Here is a 21,426-nt window from a genome sequence, read left to right as displayed (position 1 = left end):
TTATCTTTTGTTTAGTACAATAGGTTGGTAGGAGGAGATATGATGCGAACAAAAATAAAGATTTTAACTGTTATTGTCTTGTTATTGAGTTTTTTTGCATGTGGTAGAAAATATAAAAATGTTTCTTTAGAAAAAGAAGGAACTGAATATAAGATTGCTGATCTCGCTTCGTTCTATTATCCTAAAGATTATGAATTAGATACAAAATCTGATAACCAGCAAATTGTCCGTTTTGTCAAGGAAGAAGAAGTCATTTTTTATACGACTATTTCTGATGATACAGATAATCAACTTGATGATTTGCCAGAACTTTATGCCGGACAATTAGAAGAGGATGGTGCAGAGAATGTTGCATTTAAGAATATTCAAATTAAAAGTGGGCTAAATTGTCAAGAATTTACAGGCAGTTATATGTCTACTGGAATAAAATTTGAACATATGGTTTATTTTACAGATACTGCGACATATGTTCTTGCTTATCAGGCCCCTGAAAAGTTTTATGATGAGAATATTCAAGTTGTAAATCAATTTTTAGAATCTTTAACTGTACATCATTAAACTTGATTAATAAAAGTGAATTTGTTATAGTATAATAAATTATAGGCAAGAATGAAGAAGGAATGATATTTATAGAGAGAGCCTGATGGTGGAAATGGCTTAATGGATGATTTTGGATGCCCTTGCCTGAGTCTTTTGAAAAGAAAGAACGTTAACTTGCGTTAAAAGTAGACTATAAGCATGTGGTAAAGTGGGTGACACAAGGTGTTCTTTATCATTTGCTTTTTTATTTGAAGGAGGAAGTATGAAAGTATTTAATACACTAACAAACAAAAAAGAAGATTTTGTACCAATTAAACAGGGAGAAGTGAGTATTTATGTATGTGGACCTACTGTATATAACTATGTCCATATTGGGAATACAAGACCAATGATTGTTTTTGATGTTTTGAGAAGAACTTTTGAGTATTTGGGGTATAAAGTAACTTTTGTATCTAATTTTACTGATGTTGATGATAAAATTATTAAGGCGGCAAAAACTGAAGGAATAACTGAAAAAGAATTAACTGATAAATATGTTAAAGCTTATGAAGATGTGAGACGTGAGTTGAATCTATTATTTCCAACATATGCACCACGTGTGACTGAAACAATGCAACCTATTATAGATTTTATTAAAGATCTTGTAGATCAGGGTTATGCTTATGAAGTTGATGGTGATGTTTATTTTAGAGTGACGAAGATTGAAGAATATGGTATGTTATCAGGAATTAAGGTTGAAGATTTGATTGCTGGAGCGAGTGAACGTGTTGATGATAATGATAAAAAAGAAAGCTCTACGGATTTTGCCTTATGGAAGAAAACGGATGAAGGAATTCAGTTTGATAGTCCGTGGTCTAAAGGAAGACCGGGGTGGCATACTGAATGTGTTGTGATGATTAATGATATTTTTGAAAATGGACGTATAGATATTCATGGTGGTGGACAGGACTTGAAATTTCCACATCATGAAAATGAGATTGCACAGTCAATGGCTTGTCATCATCATCCAATTGCGAATGTTTGGATGCATAATCAGATGATTAATATTAATAATCAAAAAATGTCTAAATCATTAGGAAATGTATTGTGGGCGAAAGATTTATTAGAAGAACTAGGGTGCAATGTTTATAAATGGTTGATGTTGTCCACACACTATCGTAATCCACTGAACTTTACGGATGAAGTTTTAATGAATGTTAAAAAGGAAGTTGAAAAAGTAGAAAATATCATCAAACAGGCATCACTTTATTTGCAAGTTAATCATTGTATGAATGATGAATACTACAAGGAAGACGTTGATAAAATGGTGGAAGCTTTAGCCGATGATTTGAATACTTCATTAGCATTGACACAGATTTTAGGACAAGTGAAAGTATTAAATCAGGCAATGCGTGTTCGTGATAAGGATAATGCTGTGATTGCAAGAGAGTATCAGACATTATTGCATATGCTAGATGTTATGGGATTTATTCATCAGACAAAACAATTGAGTGATGATGATATTGCAATGTATCAGGATTGGATGAATGAAAAAGCAAATAAGAATTATGAGAAAGCTGATATATTAAGAGCAGAGTTACAGAGAAAAGGAATTATATAGAATGAGACCGGAATTAATCAATCCATTGGCCTTGGCCTATTTGGGAGATGCTATTTTTGAAGTTTATGTAAGAGAATATCTCATTGTTGAAAAAAATATTACTAAACCAGATTTATTACAGAAAGAAGCTATTGATTTTGTAAGTGCGGTTGCACAGGCTGGTTTTATGAAAGAGGCAATAGAAAGACAATGGATGAGTGAAGAAGAAATTTTAATTTATAAACGTGGACGTAATGCGAAAGGTCGTCGTGCAATAAAAAACACAAGTATTATTACGCATAATCAATCTTCAGGATTTGAGGCTTTGATTGGACACCTTTATCTATTAAAAAATGAATCACGTATTGAAGAACTATTTGAATTGTATAAAGACTATGTTATGAGAAATTCATGAAACAAAAATGAGACAAATTTGAGACGCACAAAGGAGTAAAATATGAGACAATATATTTATGGAAAAAATACAGTTTTACAATCTTTAAAGGGAGATAAACCTGTTTATGAGATTTATCTGATGAAGAATGTAATGGATGAGAAGTTGATATCTTTGGCAAAAGCTAAGAATATAAAAGTGAATATAGTCGCTCATAAGGGTGTCTTAAATCAAATGGTTGGAAATGTTGTTCATCAGGGGATTGTTGCTCAGGTTGAAGGCTATGATTATTATGAGGTAGATGATATCTTAGCAGCTATTCCTTCTGGCAAACAGCCATTATTATTAATGCTTGATGGATTAGAAGATCCGCATAACTTAGGGGCTATATTAAGAACGAGTGATGCGATTGAAGTCGATGGTATTATTATTGGTAAAAATCGTAGTGTAGGATTAACACCTACAGTTGCTAAGGTATCAACAGGTGCTATTGATTATGTGAAAGTTGCACAGGTGACAAATCTTTCAAGAACACTGCAAGACCTAAAAACAAAAGGATTTTGGGTTGTTGGATGTGATTTGAATGAATCTCAGGACTATCGTTCTATTGATTACAATATGCCATTGGTGATTGTCATTGGATCAGAAGGTTTTGGTATTTCACGATTGGTTAAATCACATTGTGATATGAATGTTGTATTACCGATGACAGGTCATGTCACATCACTTAATGCATCAGTTGCAACAGCACTAATTCTTTATCAAGTTTACAATTCTCGTCATCCTTTGAAGTAGAAGGGAGGTAACGTGGAACGTTACATAAATGATGATGAATTGATTTATTTAATGCGTTGTGGTAGCCAGGAGGCAGAAGATATTTTATATAAAAGTTATTATCGTCAAGTAGCTGGATGGATTCGTCCATATTGTTATCATCGGGTTGAAGGATGGGAGTTTGAAGATTATCTTCAATTTGCAATGGCAACTTTCTCTAATATTATTGATAGTTATCGTCTGGATCAAAAAACCAGTTTAAAGACGTTTATGAAACGATCAATTATTCGAAGAATATTAAGTTTGAGTCGAATAGTTAAAGATGAATATTATTCTACTTGTATGGTCGTTTCTTTGGATAGTTACATAGGAGATGACCAACGTATGCGATATGAAGATATTATTGGTGATCCTATGAAAAGAGATTATCCTGATATTGCTTTAAAAGTTAAAGAAAAAAGATTAGATTATAATGCTCAAATTCATAAAACAACTTCTTTGCGTGAAAGAGAAGTTATGGCATATAAAAAAGCGGGCTTTGATGAAAAAGAAATTGCAGATAGATTGGATATTTCGATAAAAAGTGTGTATAATGCGGTTTATCGTTATCATAAAAAGGTACTCGCCATTGACGAGTTAGAATAAATGTGTTAAATTATAAGAACGAAAAGGAGTGATGGACATGAAACAAAAAGTTATTTTGGTATGCACAGAGTGTTTGTCACGTAATTATTCAGTAACTAAAAATAAACGTGTAAATGTAGAAAGATTGGAATTAAGAAAATATTGTAAAAAGTGTGGAAAACATACTCTGCATAAAGAAACAAAATAGGAGGTAGGTCATGAAGATCAAGGAATGGTGTACGCTTAAAGGTGTACGTGCTGAAATCAAGAATATTCATTGGTTGACAAAGAAAGAATTGGCATATAATTCAATGATTGTTTTGATTTTCTGTTTTTTATTTGGAATTTATTTTTATGGTAGCGATGCGATTATCGCTATAATTTTGAAAGCATTGGGGATGAACTAGTATGCCAGGAATGAATGAAGAAGGAAGACGATGGTATGTTGTTAATACATATTCTGGTCACGAAAATAAAGTTAAAGAAAATTTAGAAAAACGTGTTGAATCTATGGGATTACAAGATTGTTTGTTTAATATTGTTATTCCAGAACATGTTGAAACAGAAATTAAAGATGGTAAGAAAATTAATAAAACAAAAAACATGTTTCCAGGATATGTTCTTGTTGAAATGGTTATGACTGATGAAGCATGGTATGTTGTACGTAATACATCTGGTGTTACAGGATTTATTGGTTCTTCAGGTGGTGGGGCAAAACCTTTCCCATTACAAAATCATGAGATTGATCCTATCTTAAAGAAAATGGGTATTCAAACTTCAAAAATTGAAGTTAATTTTGAAGTTGGTGATGAGGTTAAAGTTCTTTCTGGTCCTTTTGCAGGAAAAGAAGGGAAAGTTGAATCAATTGATCAAGAAAAAGAGGTTGCAACTGTCTTGGTTGATTTCTTGGGAAATTCAACACCAATGGAAATTGAATTAATTCAATTAGAAAAAGCAGAATTATAATGATAAGGTCTTGATGACCTTTTTCTTTTTGAAAAAGATATAGTTAATGTCTATATTAAAAAAGTTTGTTAAATTCAATAAAATGCTTGCATTATTGAAAAGTATGTGTATAATATTTATTCGACGCAATATGTGTTACTATGCGTGGGAGGATTGATATCCAACTGACCACAGCACGGACAAATTTTAATAGGAGGTGTGTCGCGTGAGCAAGAAAGTCGTAAGAGTTATGAAAATTCAATTCCCAGCTGGTGGGGCAAAACCAGGTCCAGCTTTAGCAGGTGCTGGTATTCAAATGCCAAAGTTCTGTACTGCTTTCAATGATCAAACTAAAGATCGTATGGGAGAAACTGTACCAGTTGTATTAACTATCTATGAAGATAAGAGCTTTGATTTTGCATTAAAAACTGCTCCAACTGCTGAAATGATTAAGAAAGCATGTGGAATTAAGAAAGCTGCATCTGATGCAAAGCAAACAGTTGCAACTTTATCAGCTGATAAATTAAAAGAAATCGCTGAGTACAAGATGCCAGATTTAAATGCAAATGATTTAGAAGGTGCGATGAAAATCGTAGCTGGTACTGCTCGTAATATGGGTGTTAAAGTTGAAGGCTTAGATGCCTAATTTGATGAAGAGGAGAAAAGAAAATGGCTAAAAAAGGTAAAAGATATCAAGAAGCCGCTGCTCTTATTGAAAAAGGTAAAGCTTACCCAATTGAAGAAGCAGTTGCTTTAGTAAAGAAAACAAGTAATTTAAAATTCGATGCAAGTGTTGATGTTGCATTCAAATTAGGATTAGATACAAGACATGCAGATCAACAATTACGTGGAGCTGTTGTGTTACCACATGGAACTGGAAAAACAAAAAAAGTATTAGTTATCACTCAAGGGGCTAAAGTTGAAGAAGCAAAAGCTGCTGGTGCTGATATTGTAGGTGGAAAAGAAATTTTAGAGGACATCCAAAAAGGTTGGTTAGACTTTGAAGTTATGATTGCTACACCTGATATGATGGCTGAATTAGGAAAATTAGGTCGTATTTTAGGACCTAAAGGTTTAATGCCTAACCCTAAGACAGGAACAGTAACTATGGATGTTACAAAAGCTGTTCAAGAAACAAAAGCTGGTAAAGTGACTTACCGTACAGATAAAGATGGTAATGTTCATATGCCAATTGGTAAAGTATCATTTGATGATGAAAAATTAGTTGAAAACTTTAGAACAGTATTTGATTTATTATTAAAATCAAAACCTGCTTCTGCTAAAGGAACTTATATGAAAAACGTTGTGATCTCAACAACTATGGGACCAAGCGTTAAAGTTCAAGGATAAGAAGTAAAACAAAAAGGCGCAATCAATATACCGTAGACAGCAACGGGGAAACCTTAATCAGTTGCCGAGGTGATATTGTCAACTCACATTGACAAACTCCCTCGTTTTTACGTGGGAGTTTTTTAACGGATATATTGTTGCATATATAAAAAATTTTATAGGAGGTGTAACAATGTCAAAAGAGATTTTAGAGGCAAAACAACAAGTTGTTAATGAAATTGCTGAAAATTTAAAGAATTCACAATCAGCAGTTGTTGTTGAATACCGTGGATTAACTGTTGCTGACATCACTGAGTTACGTAGAACTTTAAGAACTGAAAATGTTGGATTTAAAGTTTATAAAAACAAATTAGTGCAAAGAGCTACAGAAGAAGCTGGTATGAGCGAACTTAATGATTATCTTGTTGGTCCTAATGCAATTGCTTTTGGGCATGATGATGCAGTGGCTCCTGCTAGAATTTTAGCAGAGTTCGCTAAAAAACATGAAGCTTTACAAATTAAAGCGGGTTATGTTGAAGGTAAATTCTTACCTCAAGAAGAAGTTATGGCAGTAGCAAAATTACCTAATCGTGAAGGTATGTACTCAATGTTACTTGCATGTATGAAAGAACCTGTTGCAAAAGTGGCAAGAGTTATTCAAGCTGTTGCTGATGCACAAGGTGGAGAAGAAGCAGCACCTGCTGCTGAATAGTTAATTAAAAATATAAATGGAGGAAATAAAAATGGCAAAATTAACACATGAAGATATCTTAGCTTACTTAGAAGAAGCTACAATTTTAGAATTAAATGATTTAGTAAAAGCAATTGAAGAAAAATTTGATGTAACTGCTGCTGCACCTGTAGCTGTTGTTGCTGGTGGAGATGCAGCTGGAGCTGATGCAGCACCTGCTAATGTTACTGTAACATTAACTGATGTTGGAGCTACTAAAGTTGCTGTTATCAAAGCTGTAAGAGAAATCACAGGATTAGGTTTAGTTGAAGCTAAAGGTTTAGTTGACAAAGCACCTGCTGAAATCAAAAAAGATGTTCCTGCTGAAGAAGGAGCTAAGATTAAAGAACAATTAGAAGCTGCTGGAGCAACTGTAGAAGTTAAATAATTGTTACACTAATGAAGAGCCCTTACAAGGGGCTCTTTTTTAAGGAGAAAAAAGATGACACATTATTATACAAATAACGTTGACTTGAAATCTCAAGAAATACGAATTCCTTTTACATATCGAAAACATCAAATGACTTTTGTGAGTGATTTTGGTGTTTTCTCTAAGGAACGTGTTGATTATGGATCGCGTGTTTTGCTTGAATGTATGAACATCACTAAAGAACAGAATTCTCTATTGGATGTTGGTTGTGGTTATGGGACGTTAGGTATTTCATTAAAAAAAGAATATCCATGGTTACACGTTGATATGATTGATGTCAATGAAAGAGCTGTTCATCTTGCAAATGAATCTATTTTATGCAATGATGTAGAAAATATTTGTGCATATGTCAGTCATATTTATGAAAATGTGACAGATTCATTTGATGTGATTGTTTCCAATCCACCAATTAGAGCTGGTAAAAAAGTTGTTTTTGAAATATTAGAAAAGGCTTACGATCATTTAAATGGTCATGGTGAATTGATTGTTGTTATTCAAAAAAAGCAAGGGGCACCATCAGCAAAGAAGAAGATGGAAGAAGTCTTTGGGAATTGTGAGATTTTAAAAAGAGATAAAGGATATTTTATATTAAAAGCAGTGAAATAACGCTGATTTTTATACTTTCAAAAGAAATTTTGAAATTTTTGATTTGGTATTGACTTCAACTAGTCTCTATGCTAGTATAATACAATGCCTACTCATGTATAAAAAGCAGTGTTTTTCGTTATGCTTTGAAGTGAAGATAGAGATAATTAATAAGGAGTGAAGCGGACTTGGAAAAGAATGTAACTCAAGCAAAAAGTCGTATTAATCGTCGTAATTATTCAAGAATTAGTGGTTCATTAGAACTTCCTAACTTGGTAGAAATTCAGACAAATTCTTATGATTGGTTTAAGAATGAGGGTATTAAAGAAGTGTTTAATGATGTTTATCCAATCAGCAATTTTAATGAAACATTAACATTAGAGTTTGTTGATTGCCGTTTTGATGAGCCGAAGTATTCAGTAGATGAAGCGAAGGATAGAGATGCTAACTATTCAGCGCCAATTCGTGCTACTCTTCGTTTGGTAAATAACGGAACTGGAGAAATTAAAGAGAATGAAGTCTTTATGGGTGATTTCCCACTAATGACAGATTCAGGAACTTTTATTATTAATGGTGCTGAACGTGTTATTGTTTCACAATTAGTACGTTCACCAGGAGCATATTTTGCAGATGCTATGGATAAAAGTGGTAAGACTGTGTTTACTGGAAGTGTGATTCCTTCAAGAGGAACATGGTTAGAATTTGAAAATGATGCAAAAGATATTTTAAATGTACGTATTGATCGTACACGTAAAATTCCAGGTACAATTCTTTTACGTGCCTTAGGATTGAGTAGTGACGAAGAAATTATTGAAGTTTTAGGTGATCATGAGTTTATTAGAAATACTTTGGCGAAAGATACAACTCACAACACTGATGAAGCTTTAATTGAAATTTATAACAAATTAAGACCAGGAGAACCAGCTACTTTAGAGGGTGCGAATACTTTACTATACGCTAAGTTCTTTGATGCGAAAAGATATGATCTTGCTCGTGCTGGACGTTTTAAACTTGGTAAAAAATTAAGTCTTATTGATCGTATTACAAATCGTGTATTAGCTGAAGATGTTAAAGATGTAAACGGTCATGTTGTGATGGAAGCAGGAACTTTATTAACGAAAGATAAAGTTGATATTTTAGCACCAGTTTTTACTGCTGGAGCACATAGTGTTGATGTGAAAACAAATGACTTCTTAAAATCACATGGCAGAATCCAAGTTTTAGAGGTTTATGTAGATGAGTCAAAATCTAAGAAAATGAAAGTTGTAGGTACTGATTTATCTTTGGATTGTAAGTATATTACAATCTCTGATATGTTAGCTGCTTATTCATATATGCTTAATCTTGTTGATATTTATGATTCATTAGATTTAGCTAGTGATGATAGAGTCAATTTAATGAGTAGAATTGGATTATTAGATGATATTGATCATTTGGGAAATAGACGTGTTCGTTCTGTTGGCGAATTAATTCAAAATCAGTTTAGAATTGGTTTATCAAGAATGGAAAGAGTTGTTAAAGAAAGAATGTCATTATCTGAAGTTGATAGTGTTACACCTCAATCATTAACAAATATTCGTCCATTAACTGCAGCGATGAAAGAATTCTTCTCATCTTCACAATTATCTCAATTCATGGATCAAATTAATCCTTTGGCTGAGTTGACGAATAAACGTCGTTTATCTGCATTAGGACCAGGTGGGTTATCAAGAGATAGAGCTGGTTATGAAGTACGTGATGTCCATCCATCTCATTATGGTCGTATTTGTCCAATTGAAACACCTGAAGGTCCAAATATCGGGTTAATTTCTACATTGGCTTCTTATGCTAAAATAAATAAATATGGTTTTATTGAAACACCTTATCGTAAAGTGAATAATAGTCTCATTGATGAAAGTGATGTCCGTTATTTAACTGCTGATGAAGAAAAAAATTATATAATTGCCCAAGCAAAAGTAAAGATTGGGGAGAATGGTGAAATTTTAGATGAACAGGTTATTGCTCGTCACTTAGGTGAAAATATTATGGCAAAACCCAATGAAGTTGATTTTATCGATATTTCACCTAAACAAATTGTTTCTGTTGCGACATCTTGTATTCCATTCCTTGAAAACGATGATGCAACACGTGCTTTAATGGGTGCCAACATGCAACGTCAGGCCGTTCCTTTATTAAAACCACACACACCTTTTGTCGGAACTGGTATGGAATATCAGGCAGCAAGAGATTCTGGAGCTGCAGTTGTAGCTAAAAAAGAAGGTATTGTGACTTATGTTGATGCCAAGAAGATTATAGTTGAAGAAGATACAGGACCGCATTCTTATCGTTTAACTAAGTTTGCAATTTCGAATGCTGGTACATGTATTAATCATAGACCAATAGTAAAAACTGGTGATAAAGTTCTGAAGGGACAAATCTTAGCAGATGGTCCATCAATGGAACAAGGTGAATTAGCGCTTGGTCAAAATGTTTTAGTAGGATTCATGACATGGAATGGTTATAATTATGAAGATGCTGTTATCATGTCTGAAAGATTAGTGAAAGAAGATGTTTATACATCTGTTCATATTGAAGAGTATAGTATTGAATGTCGTGATACAAAATTAGGCCCAGAAGAAATCACAAGAGATATTCCTAATGTTGGTGAAGAGGCTCGTAAGAACTTAAACAGCGAAGGAATTATTATGATTGGTGCTGAGGTGAAAGAAGGAGATATCTTAGTTGGTAAGGTGACTCCTAAAGGACAAGCTGAATTATCAGCTGAAGAAAAATTATTATTAGCTATCTTTGGTGAAAAATCTAGAGAAGTTAAAGATAATTCTTTAAGAGTTCCTCATGGTGGTGCTGGGATTGTTCATGATATTAAAGTCTTTGAAAGAAAGAAAGGCGATGAATTACAACCAGGTGTGAATAAGGTTGTGAAAGTTTATATCGTTCAAAAACGTAAAATTTCTGAAGGAGATAAAATGGCTGGTCGTCATGGTAATAAAGGGGTTATCTCTAAAATCTTACCAATCGAAGATATGCCACACTTAGAAGATGGAACAGTATTGGATATTATGTTAAATCCATTAGGGGTACCATCTCGTATGAATATCGGACAAGTTCTTGAGTTGCATTTAGGTTATGCAGCGAGAGAATTAGGAATGTATTTTGCAACACCAGCTTTTGATGGTATTAATGCAAAAGATCTGGAAAACATTATGAAAGAAGCAGGAATGCCAGTTGATGGTAAACAACCTGTTATCTCTGGTCGTACTGGTGAATATTTTGATTCAAAAGTTTCTGTTGGGGTTATGTATATGATTAAATTAGCCCACATGGTTGATGATAAGTTACATGCAAGATCTGTTGGTCCTTATTCATTAGTTACACAACAGCCACTTGGTGGTAAGGCTCAAAATGGTGGACAAAGATTTGGGGAAATGGAAGTTTGGGCACTTGAAGCTTATGGTGCTGCATACACATTACGTGAAATTTTAACTGTTAAGTCTGATGATGTTGTTGGTCGTGTAAAAACTTATGAAGCGATTGTTAAGGGACAAAAATTACCAGATCCTGGATTACCAGAATCATTTAGAGTCTTGAAAAAAGAATTACAAGCTTTGGCATTAGATATTCAAATGCTAGATGAAGATGGCAATGAATTAGATGAAAGAAAGATTGAAGATGAAGAACGTCGTTTCCCTACTTCTATTGATACTAATCCTGAAGAACCTGAAGAGATAACTCAGGAAGTTGTAGAAGAAGAGGTAGAAGGCGATTTCACTGAAGAAGATGAATCATTTGATGATTTAGATTCTGTCATCGATGATCTCTTTACTGATGATGAAGAAAGTAACGAAGAATAGGAGGAAACAATGAATGGCAGATGTCAATAACTTTTCAGCAATCCAAATTGGATTAGCTTCTCCAGAAAAAATTCGTGAATGGTCTTATGGTGAAGTTAAAAAACCTGAAACTATTAATTATCGTTCTCAAAAACCTGAAAAAGATGGTCTATTCTGTGAAAGAATCTTTGGACCATCTAAGGATTGGGAATGTAGCTGTGGTAAGTATAAGAAAGTCAGATATAAAGGTGTTGTCTGTGATCGTTGTGGTGTAGAAGTCACAAAATCATCAGTTCGTCGTGAACGTATGGGACACATTGAATTAGCAACACCAGTTGCTCATATCTGGTATTTAAAAGGAATTCCTTCAAGAATGGGTCTTATTCTTGATATGTCTCCTAAACAATTAGAAGAAATTATCTATTTCGTATCTTATGTTGTAACTGATAAAGGAAGTACACCATTAGAATACAAACAAGTTTTATCTGAAAGAGATTATCGTAATTGTTATGAAAAATTTGGTCATCAGTTTGAGGCAAAAACAGGAGCTGAAGCGATTAAAATTTTATTACAAAAAGTTGATCTTGATGAAGAATTTGAAACTGTTACGAGAGAATTAAAAGAAGCTCAAGGGCAAAGACGTGCAAAGTTGTTGAAGAGATTAGAAGCCATTGAAGCTTTTAGAACTTCTCAAAATCAACCCGAATGGATGATTTTAGATGTTCTTCCAGTGATTCCACCTGATTTACGTCCAATGTTACAATTGGATGGTGGACGTTTTGCAACAAGTGACTTAAATGATTTATATAGACGTGTTATTACGCGTAATAATCGTTTGAAGAAATTATTAGAGTTAGGAACACCATCAATTATTGTACAAAATGAAAAACGTATGTTACAAGAAGCTGTTGATGCTTTAATTGATAATGGACGTCGTTCTAAACCAATTACTGGTGCTGGTGGTAGACCATTAAAATCATTAAGTCATACTTTAAAAGGAAAACAAGGACGTTTCCGCCAAAACTTACTTGGTAAACGTGTTGATTACTCAGGACGTTCAGTTATCGCTGTAGGGCCTGACTTAAAGATGTATCAATGTGGTATTCCACGTGAGATGGCTTTAAATTTATTCAAACCATTTGTTATTAGTGGATTAGTAAGAGAGCAGATTGCGACAAACATCAAAGCTGCTGAAAGATTAATTGATAAAATGGATGATGCTATTTGGCCTATCGTTGAAGAGGTTATTAAAGAACATCCAGTCTTATTGAACCGTGCACCAACACTTCATAGATTAGGTATTCAAGCATTTGAACCTAAGTTAGTTGAAGGACGTGCAATTCGTCTTCATCCATTGGTTACACCTGCATTTAATGCCGATTTCGATGGTGACCAAATGGCAGTCCATGTACCTTTAGGGGAAGAAGCAATTCAAGAAGCAAGACAATTGATGTTGGGGTCAGGGAATATCTTAGGACCTAAAGATGGTAAACCAATTGTTACACCATCTCAAGATATGGTGTTAGGTAACTACTACTTAACATTAGAAGAAGCTGGTAAGATTGGTGAAGGAACTGTTTTTGCTGATGTGAATGAAGTTCTCATGGCTTATGATGCAAAGGCTGTTCACTTGCATACAAGAGTCGCTATTAGAGGAAAATCTTTAAATAACAAGACATTTAATGAAGTTCAAAATAATAGTTATTTAATTACAACTGTTGGTAAGATTATATTTAATCAAATCTTTGATGGGAATTTCCCATTCATTAATGATCCAAGTAAAGAAAACTTAGAATCAACTCCTGATAAATATTTTGTTCCATTGGGAACTGATATTAGAAAACATATTGCTGAACAACCTATTATTAAACCATTAGGTAAGAAAGCATTAGGAAATATCATTGATGAGGCATTTAAATTAAATAAAACAACAGAAATTACTGCAATGCTTGATAAATTAAAGGATCAAGGATTCTATTATTCAACAATTGCTGGAATTACTGTATCTGTATATGATATTCAGGTTCCACAAAGTAAGTATGTTTTATTTGAAAAAGCTGATGATAAATTAGAAGTTATTAAAAAGTTATATCGTAAAGGTAAGTTAACTGAAGAAGAAAGAAAGAATACAGTCGTTAAACTTTGGGAAGGTGTTAAAGATGAAGTTCAAGGTGTCGTAAAGGAAGAATTCGAAGCTGACACTAAGAATCCAATCTTCATTATGTCTGACTCAGGTGCCCGTGGAAATATTTCCAACTTTACACAATTAGTTGGTATGCGTGGGTTGATGTCTAACCCTAAAGGTGAAACGATTGAGTTGCCTATCAAATCATCATTTAGAGAAGGTTTAACTGCATCTGAATTCTTTATTTCTACCCATGGAGCTCGTAAAGGATCTACTGATACTGCTTTGAAAACTGCCGATTCTGGTTACTTAACAAGACGTTTAGTAGATGTTGCACAAGAAGTTATTGTTACTGAAGATGATTGTGGAACTGATAGAGGATTCATGGTAACAGAATTATATAACACTTCTGACAATTCTATTATTGTGCCTTTATATGATAGACTTGTTGGTCGCTATTCTCAAAAAGATATTATTCATCCTGTAACTGGTGAAGTCATTATCAAAGCTGGTGAAATGATGGATGAAACATCAGCAAGAGAAATCACTGATGCAGGTATTAAAGAAGTTGAAATCAGATCTGTTCTTGGATGTAAAGCGAGAGGCGGAATTTGTAGAAAGTGTTATGGACGTAACTTAGCAACAGGTGAAAAAGTAGAATTAGGTGAAGCTATTGGTATTATGGCTGCTCAATCTATTGGTGAACCTGGTACACAGTTAACAATGCGTACATTCCACATGGGTGGAGTTGCTGGTGGTGCTGACATTACTCAAGGGTTACCTCGTATTCAAGAATTATTTGAAGCAAGAAATCCAAAAGCAAAATCTATTATTTCTGAAATTGAAGGTGAAGTTTCAAATATTATTGATAACAATGGACGTGCTGAAGTTGTTGTCTCTAATATATTAGAAACAAAGAGTTATTTAGCTCCTTATGGTGCAAAATTAAGAGTTTCTGTAGGTGATGAAGTAGGTATTGGTTCTAAGATTACTGAAGGTTCTATTGATCCTAAAGAATTATTAGCTGTTGCTGATGTTGAAGCTGTAGAAAACTATATCCTAAAAGAAGTACAAAAGGTATACCGTTTACAAGGTATTGAAATTTCTGATAAGCACATAGAAGTTATTGTACGTCAAATGTTAAAGAAAATTCGTATTGTTGAAGGTGGGGATACTGGAGCGTTACCTGGAACTCATGTTAATGTACAAAAGTTTACAGATTTAAATACTGATGTATTAAAGAATGGTAAACATCCTGCTGTTGGTAGACCTATCTTATTAGGTATTACGAAAGCTTCATTAGAGACAGAATCATTCTTATCAGCTGCATCATTCCAGGAAACAACAAAAATCTTGACTGATGCTGCAATTAAAGGAAAAGTTGATACTTTAACTGGTCTTAAGGAAAATGTTATTATTGGTAAATTATTACCAGCTGGTACTGGACTTCGTGGACCATTAAAATCTCCTGAGACAATTGCAAGAGAAGAAGAGGAAGCACGTAAGGAAAGAGAATTGGAAGAGGCTGAAAAGCTAGAAGCTGAAACTCTTTCAGAAGATTTATTAAGTACTGATACTGAAGAACAGTTTACAAATGTAGAATAATGATACAAGGGTAAGGAAACTTACCCTTGTTGCATTTTTGTTTGATGTTGTCAATATTTTTAAAAAAAATATTGACATTTCAGAATGATTAAACTATAATCATCTTCGGTGCTCGATATAGAGTACATTTATTCTGATAAAAAATGAAACACCCGGAATTGTGTGTTAAGAAGAAAGGAAAGGAGAAAAATATGCCTACAATTAATCAATTAGTCAGAAAAGGACGTAGTGAAAAAACTTCAAAATCAAAATCACCAGCGTTAAATAGAGGGTATAACTCATTGTTAAAAAAGCCAACTAACATTAGTGCACCTCAAAAACGTGGTGTTTGTACACGTGTTGCCACTATGACACCTAAGAAACCTAACTCGGCTTTACGTAAATATGCCCGTGTTCGTTTATCAAACGGAATGGAAGTTACTGCATATATCCCTGGAATTGGGCACAACTTACAAGAACATAGTGTTGTGTTAATTCGTGGAGGACGTGTTAAGGATTTACCAGGGGTTCGTTACCATATTATTCGTGGTACTATGGACTGTGCTGGAGTTAAAGATCGTATGCAAGGACGCTCTCGTTATGGAGCTAAAAGACCTAAAAAATAAGAGATAGGAGGAAAAACTGATGTCAAGAAGAGGACGCGTAGCAAAAAGAGATGTACTACCAGATCCAATTTATAATTCAAAGGTAGTTACAAAATTAATTAACAATATTATGCTTGATGGTAAAAAAGGTGTTGCTCAAAACATCTTATATGAAGCATTTACAAAAGTTGAAGCAAAGACTGGTAATCCAGCAATGGAAGTGTTTGATCAAGCTATCAACAACATTATGCCTGTACTTGAATTAAAAGTAAGACGTATTGGTGGAGCTAACTATCAAGTGCCAGTTGAAGTATCACCAGAAAGAAGAATGACATTAGGTTTAAGATGGTTAGTCAACTATTCTCGTTTAAGAAACGAAAAGAATATGGTTGATCGTCTAGCTAATGAAATCATTGATGCATCTAATGGTACTGGTGCTTCTGTAAAGAAAAAAGAAGATACTCATAAAATGGCTGAAGCTAATAAAGCATTTGCACATTTCCGTTGGTAATATAAAGAAAATAATCGAAAGGAGAAAATTATGGCTCGTGAATTTTCGTTAGAAAAAACTCGTAATATTGGAATCATGGCTCATATTGATGCTGGTAAAACAACAACAACTGAACGTGTTCTTTATTACACAGGAAAAATTCATAAGATTGGTGAAACACATGATGGTGCTTCACAAATGGACTGGATGGAGCAAGAACAAGAACGTGGTATTACAATCACTTCTGCAGCTACTACTGCACAATGGAATGGATATCGTGTTAATATTATTGATACTCCGGGCCATGTTGACTTTACTGTTGAAGTAGAACGTTCATTACGTGTACTTGATGGTGCTGTTACTGTATTAGACTCAAAGGCTGGTGTTGAACCTCAAACTGAAACAGTTTGGCGTCAAGCAACAACTTATGGAGTACCTAGAATTGTATTCTGTAATAAAATGGATGCAACTGGTGCAGATTTTATTATGTCAGTAGAATCAATTGGAAAGAGATTAGATGCAAATGCTGTTGCTATTCAATTGCCAATTGGCGCTGAGGATACATTTGAAGGATTAATTGACTTAATTAAAATGCAAGCTGTTCATTTTGAAGGAACAAAAGGAGAAAACGTTGTTTATTCTGAAATCCCTGAAAATATGAAAGCTCAAGCTGAAGAATACCGTCAAAAAATGATTGAAGCTGCTGCTTCATATGATGATGATTTGATGATGAAGGTATTAGAAGAAGATGACAATATTACTGAAGAAGAAATCAAAGCTGCTATCCGTAAAGGTGTATTAGCTGTTGAATTATTCCCAGTATTATGTGGGTCTGCATACAAAGATAAAGGTGTTCAATGTATGTTAGATGCTGTTATTGATTTCTTACCTGCACCAACTGATGTTCCATCAATTAAAGGTGAAGATGAAGATGGTAATGAAGTAGAAAGACATCCAAGTGATGATGAACCATTCTCTGCATTAGCATTTAAGATCATGGCAGATCCATTCGTTGGAAAATTAACATTCTTCCGTGTTTATTCAGGAACTGTTGCATCTGGATCTTATATTTTGAACTCAACAAAAGATAAGAAAGAACGTTTAGGACGTATCTTGCAGATGCATGCTAATACACGTAAGGAAATTGATGAAGTTTACGCTGGAGATATCGCTGCAGCAGTAGGTTTCAAAAATACAACAACTGGGGATACTATCTGTGATGAAAAGAATTTCATCATCTTAGAAAAAATGGAATTCCCTGAACCAGTTATTGAATTGGCTATTGAACCAAAAACAAAACAAGACCAAGATAAATTAAGTAATGGTTTATCAAGATTAGCTGAAGAAGATCCAACATTCAGAGTGACAACAAATCCTGAAACTGGTGATACTATTATTGCTGGGGTTGGTGAATTACACTTAGATGTTATTGTAGATCGTTTAAAGAGAGAATTTAAAGTAGAAGCTAACGTTGGTGCACCACAAGTTGCTTACAGAGAAACAATTAGACAAGCTGCTGATTGTGAAGGTAAGTTTGTACGTCAATCTGGTGGTCGTGGACAATATGGACATGTATGGATTAAGTTTGAACCTAATGAAGGTAAAGGATTTGAATTCGTGGATGCCGTTGTCGGTGGAACAGTACCAAGAGAATATATTAGTTCTGTAAGAGTTGGTCTTGAAGATGCTTTACAAAATGGTATGATTGCTGGATATCCAATATTAGATATCAAAGCAACATTATTCGATGGTTCTTACCATGATGTCGATTCATCTGAAATGGCATACAAGGTTGCTGCAAGTTTGGCTTTAAAAGCAGCTGCTAAAAAATGTGATCCAGTTATCTTAGAACCAATCATGGCAGTAGAAATTACTGCACCATCTGAATATTTAGGAAGCGTTATGGGTGATATTTCATCTAGACGTGGAATGATTGAAGGACAGGAAGAAAGAGGTAATGCTGTATTAGTACAAGCAAGTGTACCTTTATCTGAAATGTTCGGGTATGTTACTGATTTAAGATCATTTACACAAGGTCGTGGAAACTATTCTATGAAATTTGATCGTTATGAACAAGTACCAAAATCAATTAAAGAAGAAATCATTAAGAAAAATGGTGGAAACAATTAAATTCTAGTGAAAGAAGTTATTGCAATTTCTTGTTAAATCATTTAGAATGTATATGTAAAAATTTTAATAAACTTATATAGGAGGAAGCTTATAATGGCTAAAGAAAAATTTGACCGCTCTAAAGCGCATGTTAATATCGGAACAATTGGTCACGTTGACCATGGTAAAACAACTTTAACAGCTGCAATCACTACTGTATTGTCTAAAGATGGACAAGCTCAAGCAATGGATTACGCTGCTATCGATGCTGCACCAGAAGAAAAAGAACGTGGAATTACAATCAACACTGCACACGTTGAATACGAAACTGAAACTCGTCACTATGCACACGTTGACTGTCCAGGCCATGCAGACTACATCAAAAACATGATCACTGGTGCTGCACAAATGGATGGGGCTATCTTAGTAGTTGCTGCTACTGATGGACCTATGCCACAAACAAGAGAACATATTTTATTATCTCGTCAAGTAGGTGTACCATACATCATCGTATTCTTAAATAAATGTGATATGGTTGATGACGAAGAATTAATCGAATTAGTTGAAATGGAAGTTCGTGAATTATTAAATGAATATGAATTCCCTGGAGATGATACACCAATCATCCGTGGATCAGCTTTAAAAGCATTAGAAGGAGATCCAAAATGGGTTCCAGCTATTCATGAATTAATGAAAGCTGTAGATTCATATATTCCAACTCCAACTCGTGACACTGACAAACCATTCTTAATGCCAGTTGAAGATGTATTTACAATCACTGGACGTGGAACAGTTGCTACTGGACGTGTTGAAAGAGGACAATTAAAATTAAACGATCCAATCGAAATCGTTGGTATCCATGATACAGCTAACACAGTTGCTACTGGAATTGAAATGTTCCGTAAATTACTAGACTATGCTGAAGCTGGAGACAACGTAGGTGTATTATTAAGAGGTATCAACAGAGAAGAAATTCAACGTGGACAAGTATTAGCTAAACCTGGTTCAGTACATCCACACAAAAAATTCAAATCTCAAGTTTATATCTTATCAAAAGATGAAGGTGGACGTCATACTCCTTTCTTCGCTAACTACAGACCTCAATTCTATTTCAGAACTACTGATGTAACTGGAGTTATCGAATTACCAGAAGGTGTAGAAATGGTTATGCCTGGAGATAACGTTGAATTAACAGTTGAATTAATTGCTCCTATCGCTATCGAAAATGGAACTAAGTTCTCAATTCGTGAAGGTGGTAGAACAGTTGGTGCTGGTAACGTTTCAGAAGTTATCGAATAATCAATTTAAACTTAAAGGTGTCTTAGGACACCTTTTTATATTTTTCTGATAAAAGATGTGATAAAATGTGTATCATGGAGGAAGTTATATGAGTAAATTATTTTTCTTTGATATAGATGGGACACTAATTGAATGTAATAAAGATATATATTCGATACAAGAGTCAACAAGAAATGCTTTGAGTCAATTACAAGATCAAGGTGATGATGTTTTTTTAGCAACTGGGCGCTGTAAATGTTTTATCTTAGATGGTGTAATGGATTATCCTTTTAGTGGCTATGTGACATGTAATGGAGCATATGTTGAATATAAAGGGAAATCTGTTTATAAAAAGATTATTAGTGCAGAGGCTATCAAGAAGACACATGAATTGTGCAAAGAGAGAAATATGGCATATTATTTTGAAGGAAATGATCATATCTATATTCTTAATAAGACAAATCCTAAACATATTGAGTTTAAGGATAATTGGGGTATGAAGGAAGAAGTGATTGTTGATCAGTTTGATGTCAATTCAATTGAAACATATATAGGTATGATTGTTGTCAATTCAAAGGATGACATTCAACCTATGGTAGAACGTTTATCTCCTTATTTTGATATTCAGCGTCATCAATCAGAATTTTCATTTGATCTTACATTAAAAGGAGAGTCTAAAGCTAAAGGAATTGAGAAATTAGTTGAAGCACTTGGAAAAGATATGAAAGATACTATTGCTTTTGGTGATGGAAGAAATGATATAGAAATGCTTTCTCATGTAGGATTATCTATTGCGATGGGAAATGCTGCCATAGAGGCAAAAGAGGTTGCTCAATATGTGACTGATGATGTAGATAAGGATGGTATTGTGAAAGCCCTTCATCATTTTTCTCTGATATAAACAAGATAAAGTGATTATTTAATGATAGTTGTTGAAATTTTGGTGTCAATTTGGTAGAATATAGATACAGATGAAATCTGAATTTTGCTTATCAAAGGAGAAATAAAAAATGGATGAACAAGAACAAGTTGTAATTAACCTTATCGTAAACAGTGGTAGCGCTCGTAGTTCTGCAATTGAAGCTATTCAATATGCAAAAGCTGGAGACTTAGATAAGGCAGAAGAATCTTTACAAAATGCTAAAGAAACTGTTAATGAAGCACATCATGCACAAACTGAATTAATTCAAGCAGAAATTAGAGGAGAAAAAGCTCCATTAAATTTATTAATGGTACATGCTCAAGACCATTTAATGACTGCATTAGTTGTAATTGATTTAGCTCAAGAATTTGTAGACTTATACAAAAAAGTTGGTTAATTTCTAACAAATTTTAATAAAGGAGTTTCCATAATGGAAATTCCTTTTTTATTTATTATAGATATAAATATAATTTTGAAATTTTTTTAAAAAAGTTGTTGACAATTTTCTTGGAATTGTGTAAACTATGGAAGTCGGCTCAAGAGAGATTCGACA

At 33.9% G+C, this 21,426-nt stretch carries 21 protein-coding genes and 1 other annotated feature; all 21 genes read left to right on the top strand.

Annotation, left to right across the window (positions count from 1 at the left end; all coding sequences use genetic code 11):
• The first annotated feature begins 42 nt into the window (after nucleotides 1–42).
• The 21 genes from BN350_RS06045 (at nucleotide 43) to BN350_RS05945 (ending at nucleotide 21,270) form a co-directional block, all read left to right on the top strand.
• On the top strand, nucleotides 43–558 hold the full coding sequence (locus tag BN350_RS06045; RefSeq protein WP_028042788.1) for a hypothetical protein: 516 nt from the start codon (nucleotides 43–45) through the stop codon (nucleotides 556–558).
• Between the two features lie 244 nt (nucleotides 559–802).
• Nucleotides 803–2,140 (top strand): cysteine--tRNA ligase, encoded by a 1,338-nt coding sequence (gene cysS, locus BN350_RS06040; protein WP_028042787.1) that lies wholly within the window; start codon nucleotides 803–805, stop codon nucleotides 2,138–2,140.
• 1 nt (nucleotide 2,141) lies between these two features.
• Entirely contained in the window at nucleotides 2,142–2,534 is a 393-nt protein-coding gene (locus BN350_RS06035) for a Mini-ribonuclease 3 (RefSeq protein WP_028042786.1), read from the top strand.
• A 42-nt stretch (nucleotides 2,535–2,576) separates the two neighbouring features.
• Nucleotides 2,577–3,308 carry a 23S rRNA (guanosine(2251)-2'-O)-methyltransferase RlmB gene (rlmB, locus tag BN350_RS06030; RefSeq protein WP_028042785.1) on the top strand — a complete coding sequence of 244 codons (732 nt, stop codon included), beginning with the start codon at nucleotides 2,577–2,579 and terminating at the stop codon, nucleotides 3,306–3,308.
• Nucleotides 3,309–3,320: 12 nt separating this feature from the next.
• Nucleotides 3,321–3,932: a LuxR C-terminal-related transcriptional regulator gene (locus BN350_RS06025; protein WP_028042784.1), complete on the top strand. Its 612-nt coding sequence runs from the start codon at nucleotides 3,321–3,323 to the stop codon at nucleotides 3,930–3,932.
• 37 nt (nucleotides 3,933–3,969) lie between these two features.
• A complete protein-coding gene (gene rpmG / locus BN350_RS06020; RefSeq protein WP_028042783.1) occupies nucleotides 3,970–4,119 on the top strand; it encodes a 50S ribosomal protein L33 in 150 nt (49 codons plus the stop codon).
• Nucleotides 4,120–4,129: 10 nt separating this feature from the next.
• Nucleotides 4,130–4,318 carry a preprotein translocase subunit SecE gene (gene secE / locus BN350_RS06015; RefSeq protein WP_028042782.1) on the top strand — a complete coding sequence of 63 codons (189 nt, stop codon included), beginning with the start codon at nucleotides 4,130–4,132 and terminating at the stop codon, nucleotides 4,316–4,318.
• A 1-nt stretch (nucleotide 4,319) separates the two neighbouring features.
• Entirely contained in the window at nucleotides 4,320–4,877 is a 558-nt protein-coding gene (nusG, locus tag BN350_RS06010) for a transcription termination/antitermination protein NusG (RefSeq protein ID WP_028042781.1), read from the top strand.
• 205 nt (nucleotides 4,878–5,082) lie between these two features.
• Nucleotides 5,083–5,502, top strand: coding sequence for a 50S ribosomal protein L11 (gene rplK, locus BN350_RS06005; protein ID WP_028042780.1), 420 nt, complete (start codon nucleotides 5,083–5,085; stop codon nucleotides 5,500–5,502).
• A 23-nt stretch (nucleotides 5,503–5,525) separates the two neighbouring features.
• Nucleotides 5,526–6,206 carry a 50S ribosomal protein L1 gene (gene rplA, locus BN350_RS06000; RefSeq protein ID WP_028042779.1) on the top strand — a complete coding sequence of 227 codons (681 nt, stop codon included), beginning with the start codon at nucleotides 5,526–5,528 and terminating at the stop codon, nucleotides 6,204–6,206.
• A gap of 12 nt (nucleotides 6,207–6,218) precedes the next feature.
• Nucleotides 6,219–6,339: a sequence feature (ribosomal protein L10 leader region), on the top strand.
• Between the two features lie 39 nt (nucleotides 6,340–6,378).
• On the top strand, nucleotides 6,379–6,897 hold the full coding sequence (rplJ, locus tag BN350_RS05995) for a 50S ribosomal protein L10 (RefSeq protein ID WP_028042778.1): 519 nt from the start codon (nucleotides 6,379–6,381) through the stop codon (nucleotides 6,895–6,897).
• Nucleotides 6,898–6,928: 31 nt separating this feature from the next.
• Nucleotides 6,929–7,303 carry a 50S ribosomal protein L7/L12 gene (gene rplL, locus BN350_RS05990; protein ID WP_028042777.1) on the top strand — a complete coding sequence of 125 codons (375 nt, stop codon included), beginning with the start codon at nucleotides 6,929–6,931 and terminating at the stop codon, nucleotides 7,301–7,303.
• Nucleotides 7,304–7,357: 54 nt separating this feature from the next.
• Nucleotides 7,358–7,951: a class I SAM-dependent methyltransferase gene (locus BN350_RS05985; protein ID WP_028042776.1), complete on the top strand. Its 594-nt coding sequence runs from the start codon at nucleotides 7,358–7,360 to the stop codon at nucleotides 7,949–7,951.
• A 167-nt stretch (nucleotides 7,952–8,118) separates the two neighbouring features.
• Nucleotides 8,119–11,781 (top strand): DNA-directed RNA polymerase subunit beta, encoded by a 3,663-nt coding sequence (gene rpoB / locus BN350_RS05980; RefSeq protein WP_028042775.1) that lies wholly within the window; start codon nucleotides 8,119–8,121, stop codon nucleotides 11,779–11,781.
• A gap of 13 nt (nucleotides 11,782–11,794) precedes the next feature.
• Complete coding sequence (gene rpoC / locus BN350_RS05975; protein WP_028042774.1) at nucleotides 11,795–15,490, top strand: DNA-directed RNA polymerase subunit beta'; 3,696 nt, start codon at nucleotides 11,795–11,797, stop codon at nucleotides 15,488–15,490.
• Nucleotides 15,491–15,681: 191 nt separating this feature from the next.
• Nucleotides 15,682–16,095 carry a 30S ribosomal protein S12 gene (rpsL, locus tag BN350_RS05970; RefSeq protein ID WP_028042773.1) on the top strand — a complete coding sequence of 138 codons (414 nt, stop codon included), beginning with the start codon at nucleotides 15,682–15,684 and terminating at the stop codon, nucleotides 16,093–16,095.
• 19 nt (nucleotides 16,096–16,114) lie between these two features.
• Nucleotides 16,115–16,585, top strand: a complete 471-nt coding sequence (rpsG, locus tag BN350_RS05965; protein WP_028042772.1) for a 30S ribosomal protein S7 — start codon at nucleotides 16,115–16,117, stop codon at nucleotides 16,583–16,585.
• 30 nt (nucleotides 16,586–16,615) lie between these two features.
• Nucleotides 16,616–18,694, top strand: coding sequence for an elongation factor G (fusA, locus tag BN350_RS05960; protein ID WP_028042771.1), 2,079 nt, complete (start codon nucleotides 16,616–16,618; stop codon nucleotides 18,692–18,694).
• Nucleotides 18,695–18,787: 93 nt separating this feature from the next.
• Nucleotides 18,788–19,972, top strand: a complete 1,185-nt coding sequence (gene tuf, locus BN350_RS05955; protein ID WP_028042770.1) for an elongation factor Tu — start codon at nucleotides 18,788–18,790, stop codon at nucleotides 19,970–19,972.
• A gap of 88 nt (nucleotides 19,973–20,060) precedes the next feature.
• Nucleotides 20,061–20,852, top strand: coding sequence for a Cof-type HAD-IIB family hydrolase (locus BN350_RS05950; protein ID WP_028042769.1), 792 nt, complete (start codon nucleotides 20,061–20,063; stop codon nucleotides 20,850–20,852).
• A 109-nt stretch (nucleotides 20,853–20,961) separates the two neighbouring features.
• A complete protein-coding gene (locus tag BN350_RS05945; protein WP_028042768.1) occupies nucleotides 20,962–21,270 on the top strand; it encodes a PTS sugar transporter subunit IIA in 309 nt (102 codons plus the stop codon).
• Nucleotides 21,271–21,426 lie beyond the last annotated feature (156 nt).

Source organism: Candidatus Stoquefichus massiliensis AP9 (assembly GCF_000455285.1).
Lineage (GTDB): Bacteria > Bacillota_I > Bacilli_A > Erysipelotrichales > Coprobacillaceae > Stoquefichus > Stoquefichus massiliensis.
This window is presented reverse-complemented; position numbering and strand designations above follow the sequence as displayed.

Bases quoted from the DNA above. Each gene is read 5' to 3' on its own strand.
- BN350_RS06045 (WP_028042788.1), top strand. From the start codon at position 43: ATGCGAACAAAAATAAAGATTTTAACTGTTATTGTCTTGTTATTGAGT.
- cysS (WP_028042787.1), top strand. From the start codon at position 803: ATGAAAGTATTTAATACACTAACAAACAAAAAAGAAGATTTTGTACCA.
- BN350_RS06035 (WP_028042786.1), top strand. From the start codon at position 2,142: ATGAGACCGGAATTAATCAATCCATTGGCCTTGGCCTATTTGGGAGAT.
- rlmB (WP_028042785.1), top strand. From the start codon at position 2,577: ATGAGACAATATATTTATGGAAAAAATACAGTTTTACAATCTTTAAAG.
- rpmG (WP_028042783.1), top strand. From the start codon at position 3,970: ATGAAACAAAAAGTTATTTTGGTATGCACAGAGTGTTTGTCACGTAAT.
- secE (WP_028042782.1), top strand. From the start codon at position 4,130: ATGAAGATCAAGGAATGGTGTACGCTTAAAGGTGTACGTGCTGAAATC.
- nusG (WP_028042781.1), top strand. From the start codon at position 4,320: ATGCCAGGAATGAATGAAGAAGGAAGACGATGGTATGTTGTTAATACA.
- rplA (WP_028042779.1), top strand. From the start codon at position 5,526: ATGGCTAAAAAAGGTAAAAGATATCAAGAAGCCGCTGCTCTTATTGAA.
- rplJ (WP_028042778.1), top strand. From the start codon at position 6,379: ATGTCAAAAGAGATTTTAGAGGCAAAACAACAAGTTGTTAATGAAATT.
- rplL (WP_028042777.1), top strand. From the start codon at position 6,929: ATGGCAAAATTAACACATGAAGATATCTTAGCTTACTTAGAAGAAGCT.
- BN350_RS05985 (WP_028042776.1), top strand. From the start codon at position 7,358: ATGACACATTATTATACAAATAACGTTGACTTGAAATCTCAAGAAATA.
- rpoC (WP_028042774.1), top strand. From the start codon at position 11,795: ATGGCAGATGTCAATAACTTTTCAGCAATCCAAATTGGATTAGCTTCT.
- rpsL (WP_028042773.1), top strand. From the start codon at position 15,682: ATGCCTACAATTAATCAATTAGTCAGAAAAGGACGTAGTGAAAAAACT.
- rpsG (WP_028042772.1), top strand. From the start codon at position 16,115: ATGTCAAGAAGAGGACGCGTAGCAAAAAGAGATGTACTACCAGATCCA.
- fusA (WP_028042771.1), top strand. From the start codon at position 16,616: ATGGCTCGTGAATTTTCGTTAGAAAAAACTCGTAATATTGGAATCATG.
- tuf (WP_028042770.1), top strand. From the start codon at position 18,788: ATGGCTAAAGAAAAATTTGACCGCTCTAAAGCGCATGTTAATATCGGA.
- BN350_RS05950 (WP_028042769.1), top strand. From the start codon at position 20,061: ATGAGTAAATTATTTTTCTTTGATATAGATGGGACACTAATTGAATGT.
- BN350_RS05945 (WP_028042768.1), top strand. From the start codon at position 20,962: ATGGATGAACAAGAACAAGTTGTAATTAACCTTATCGTAAACAGTGGT.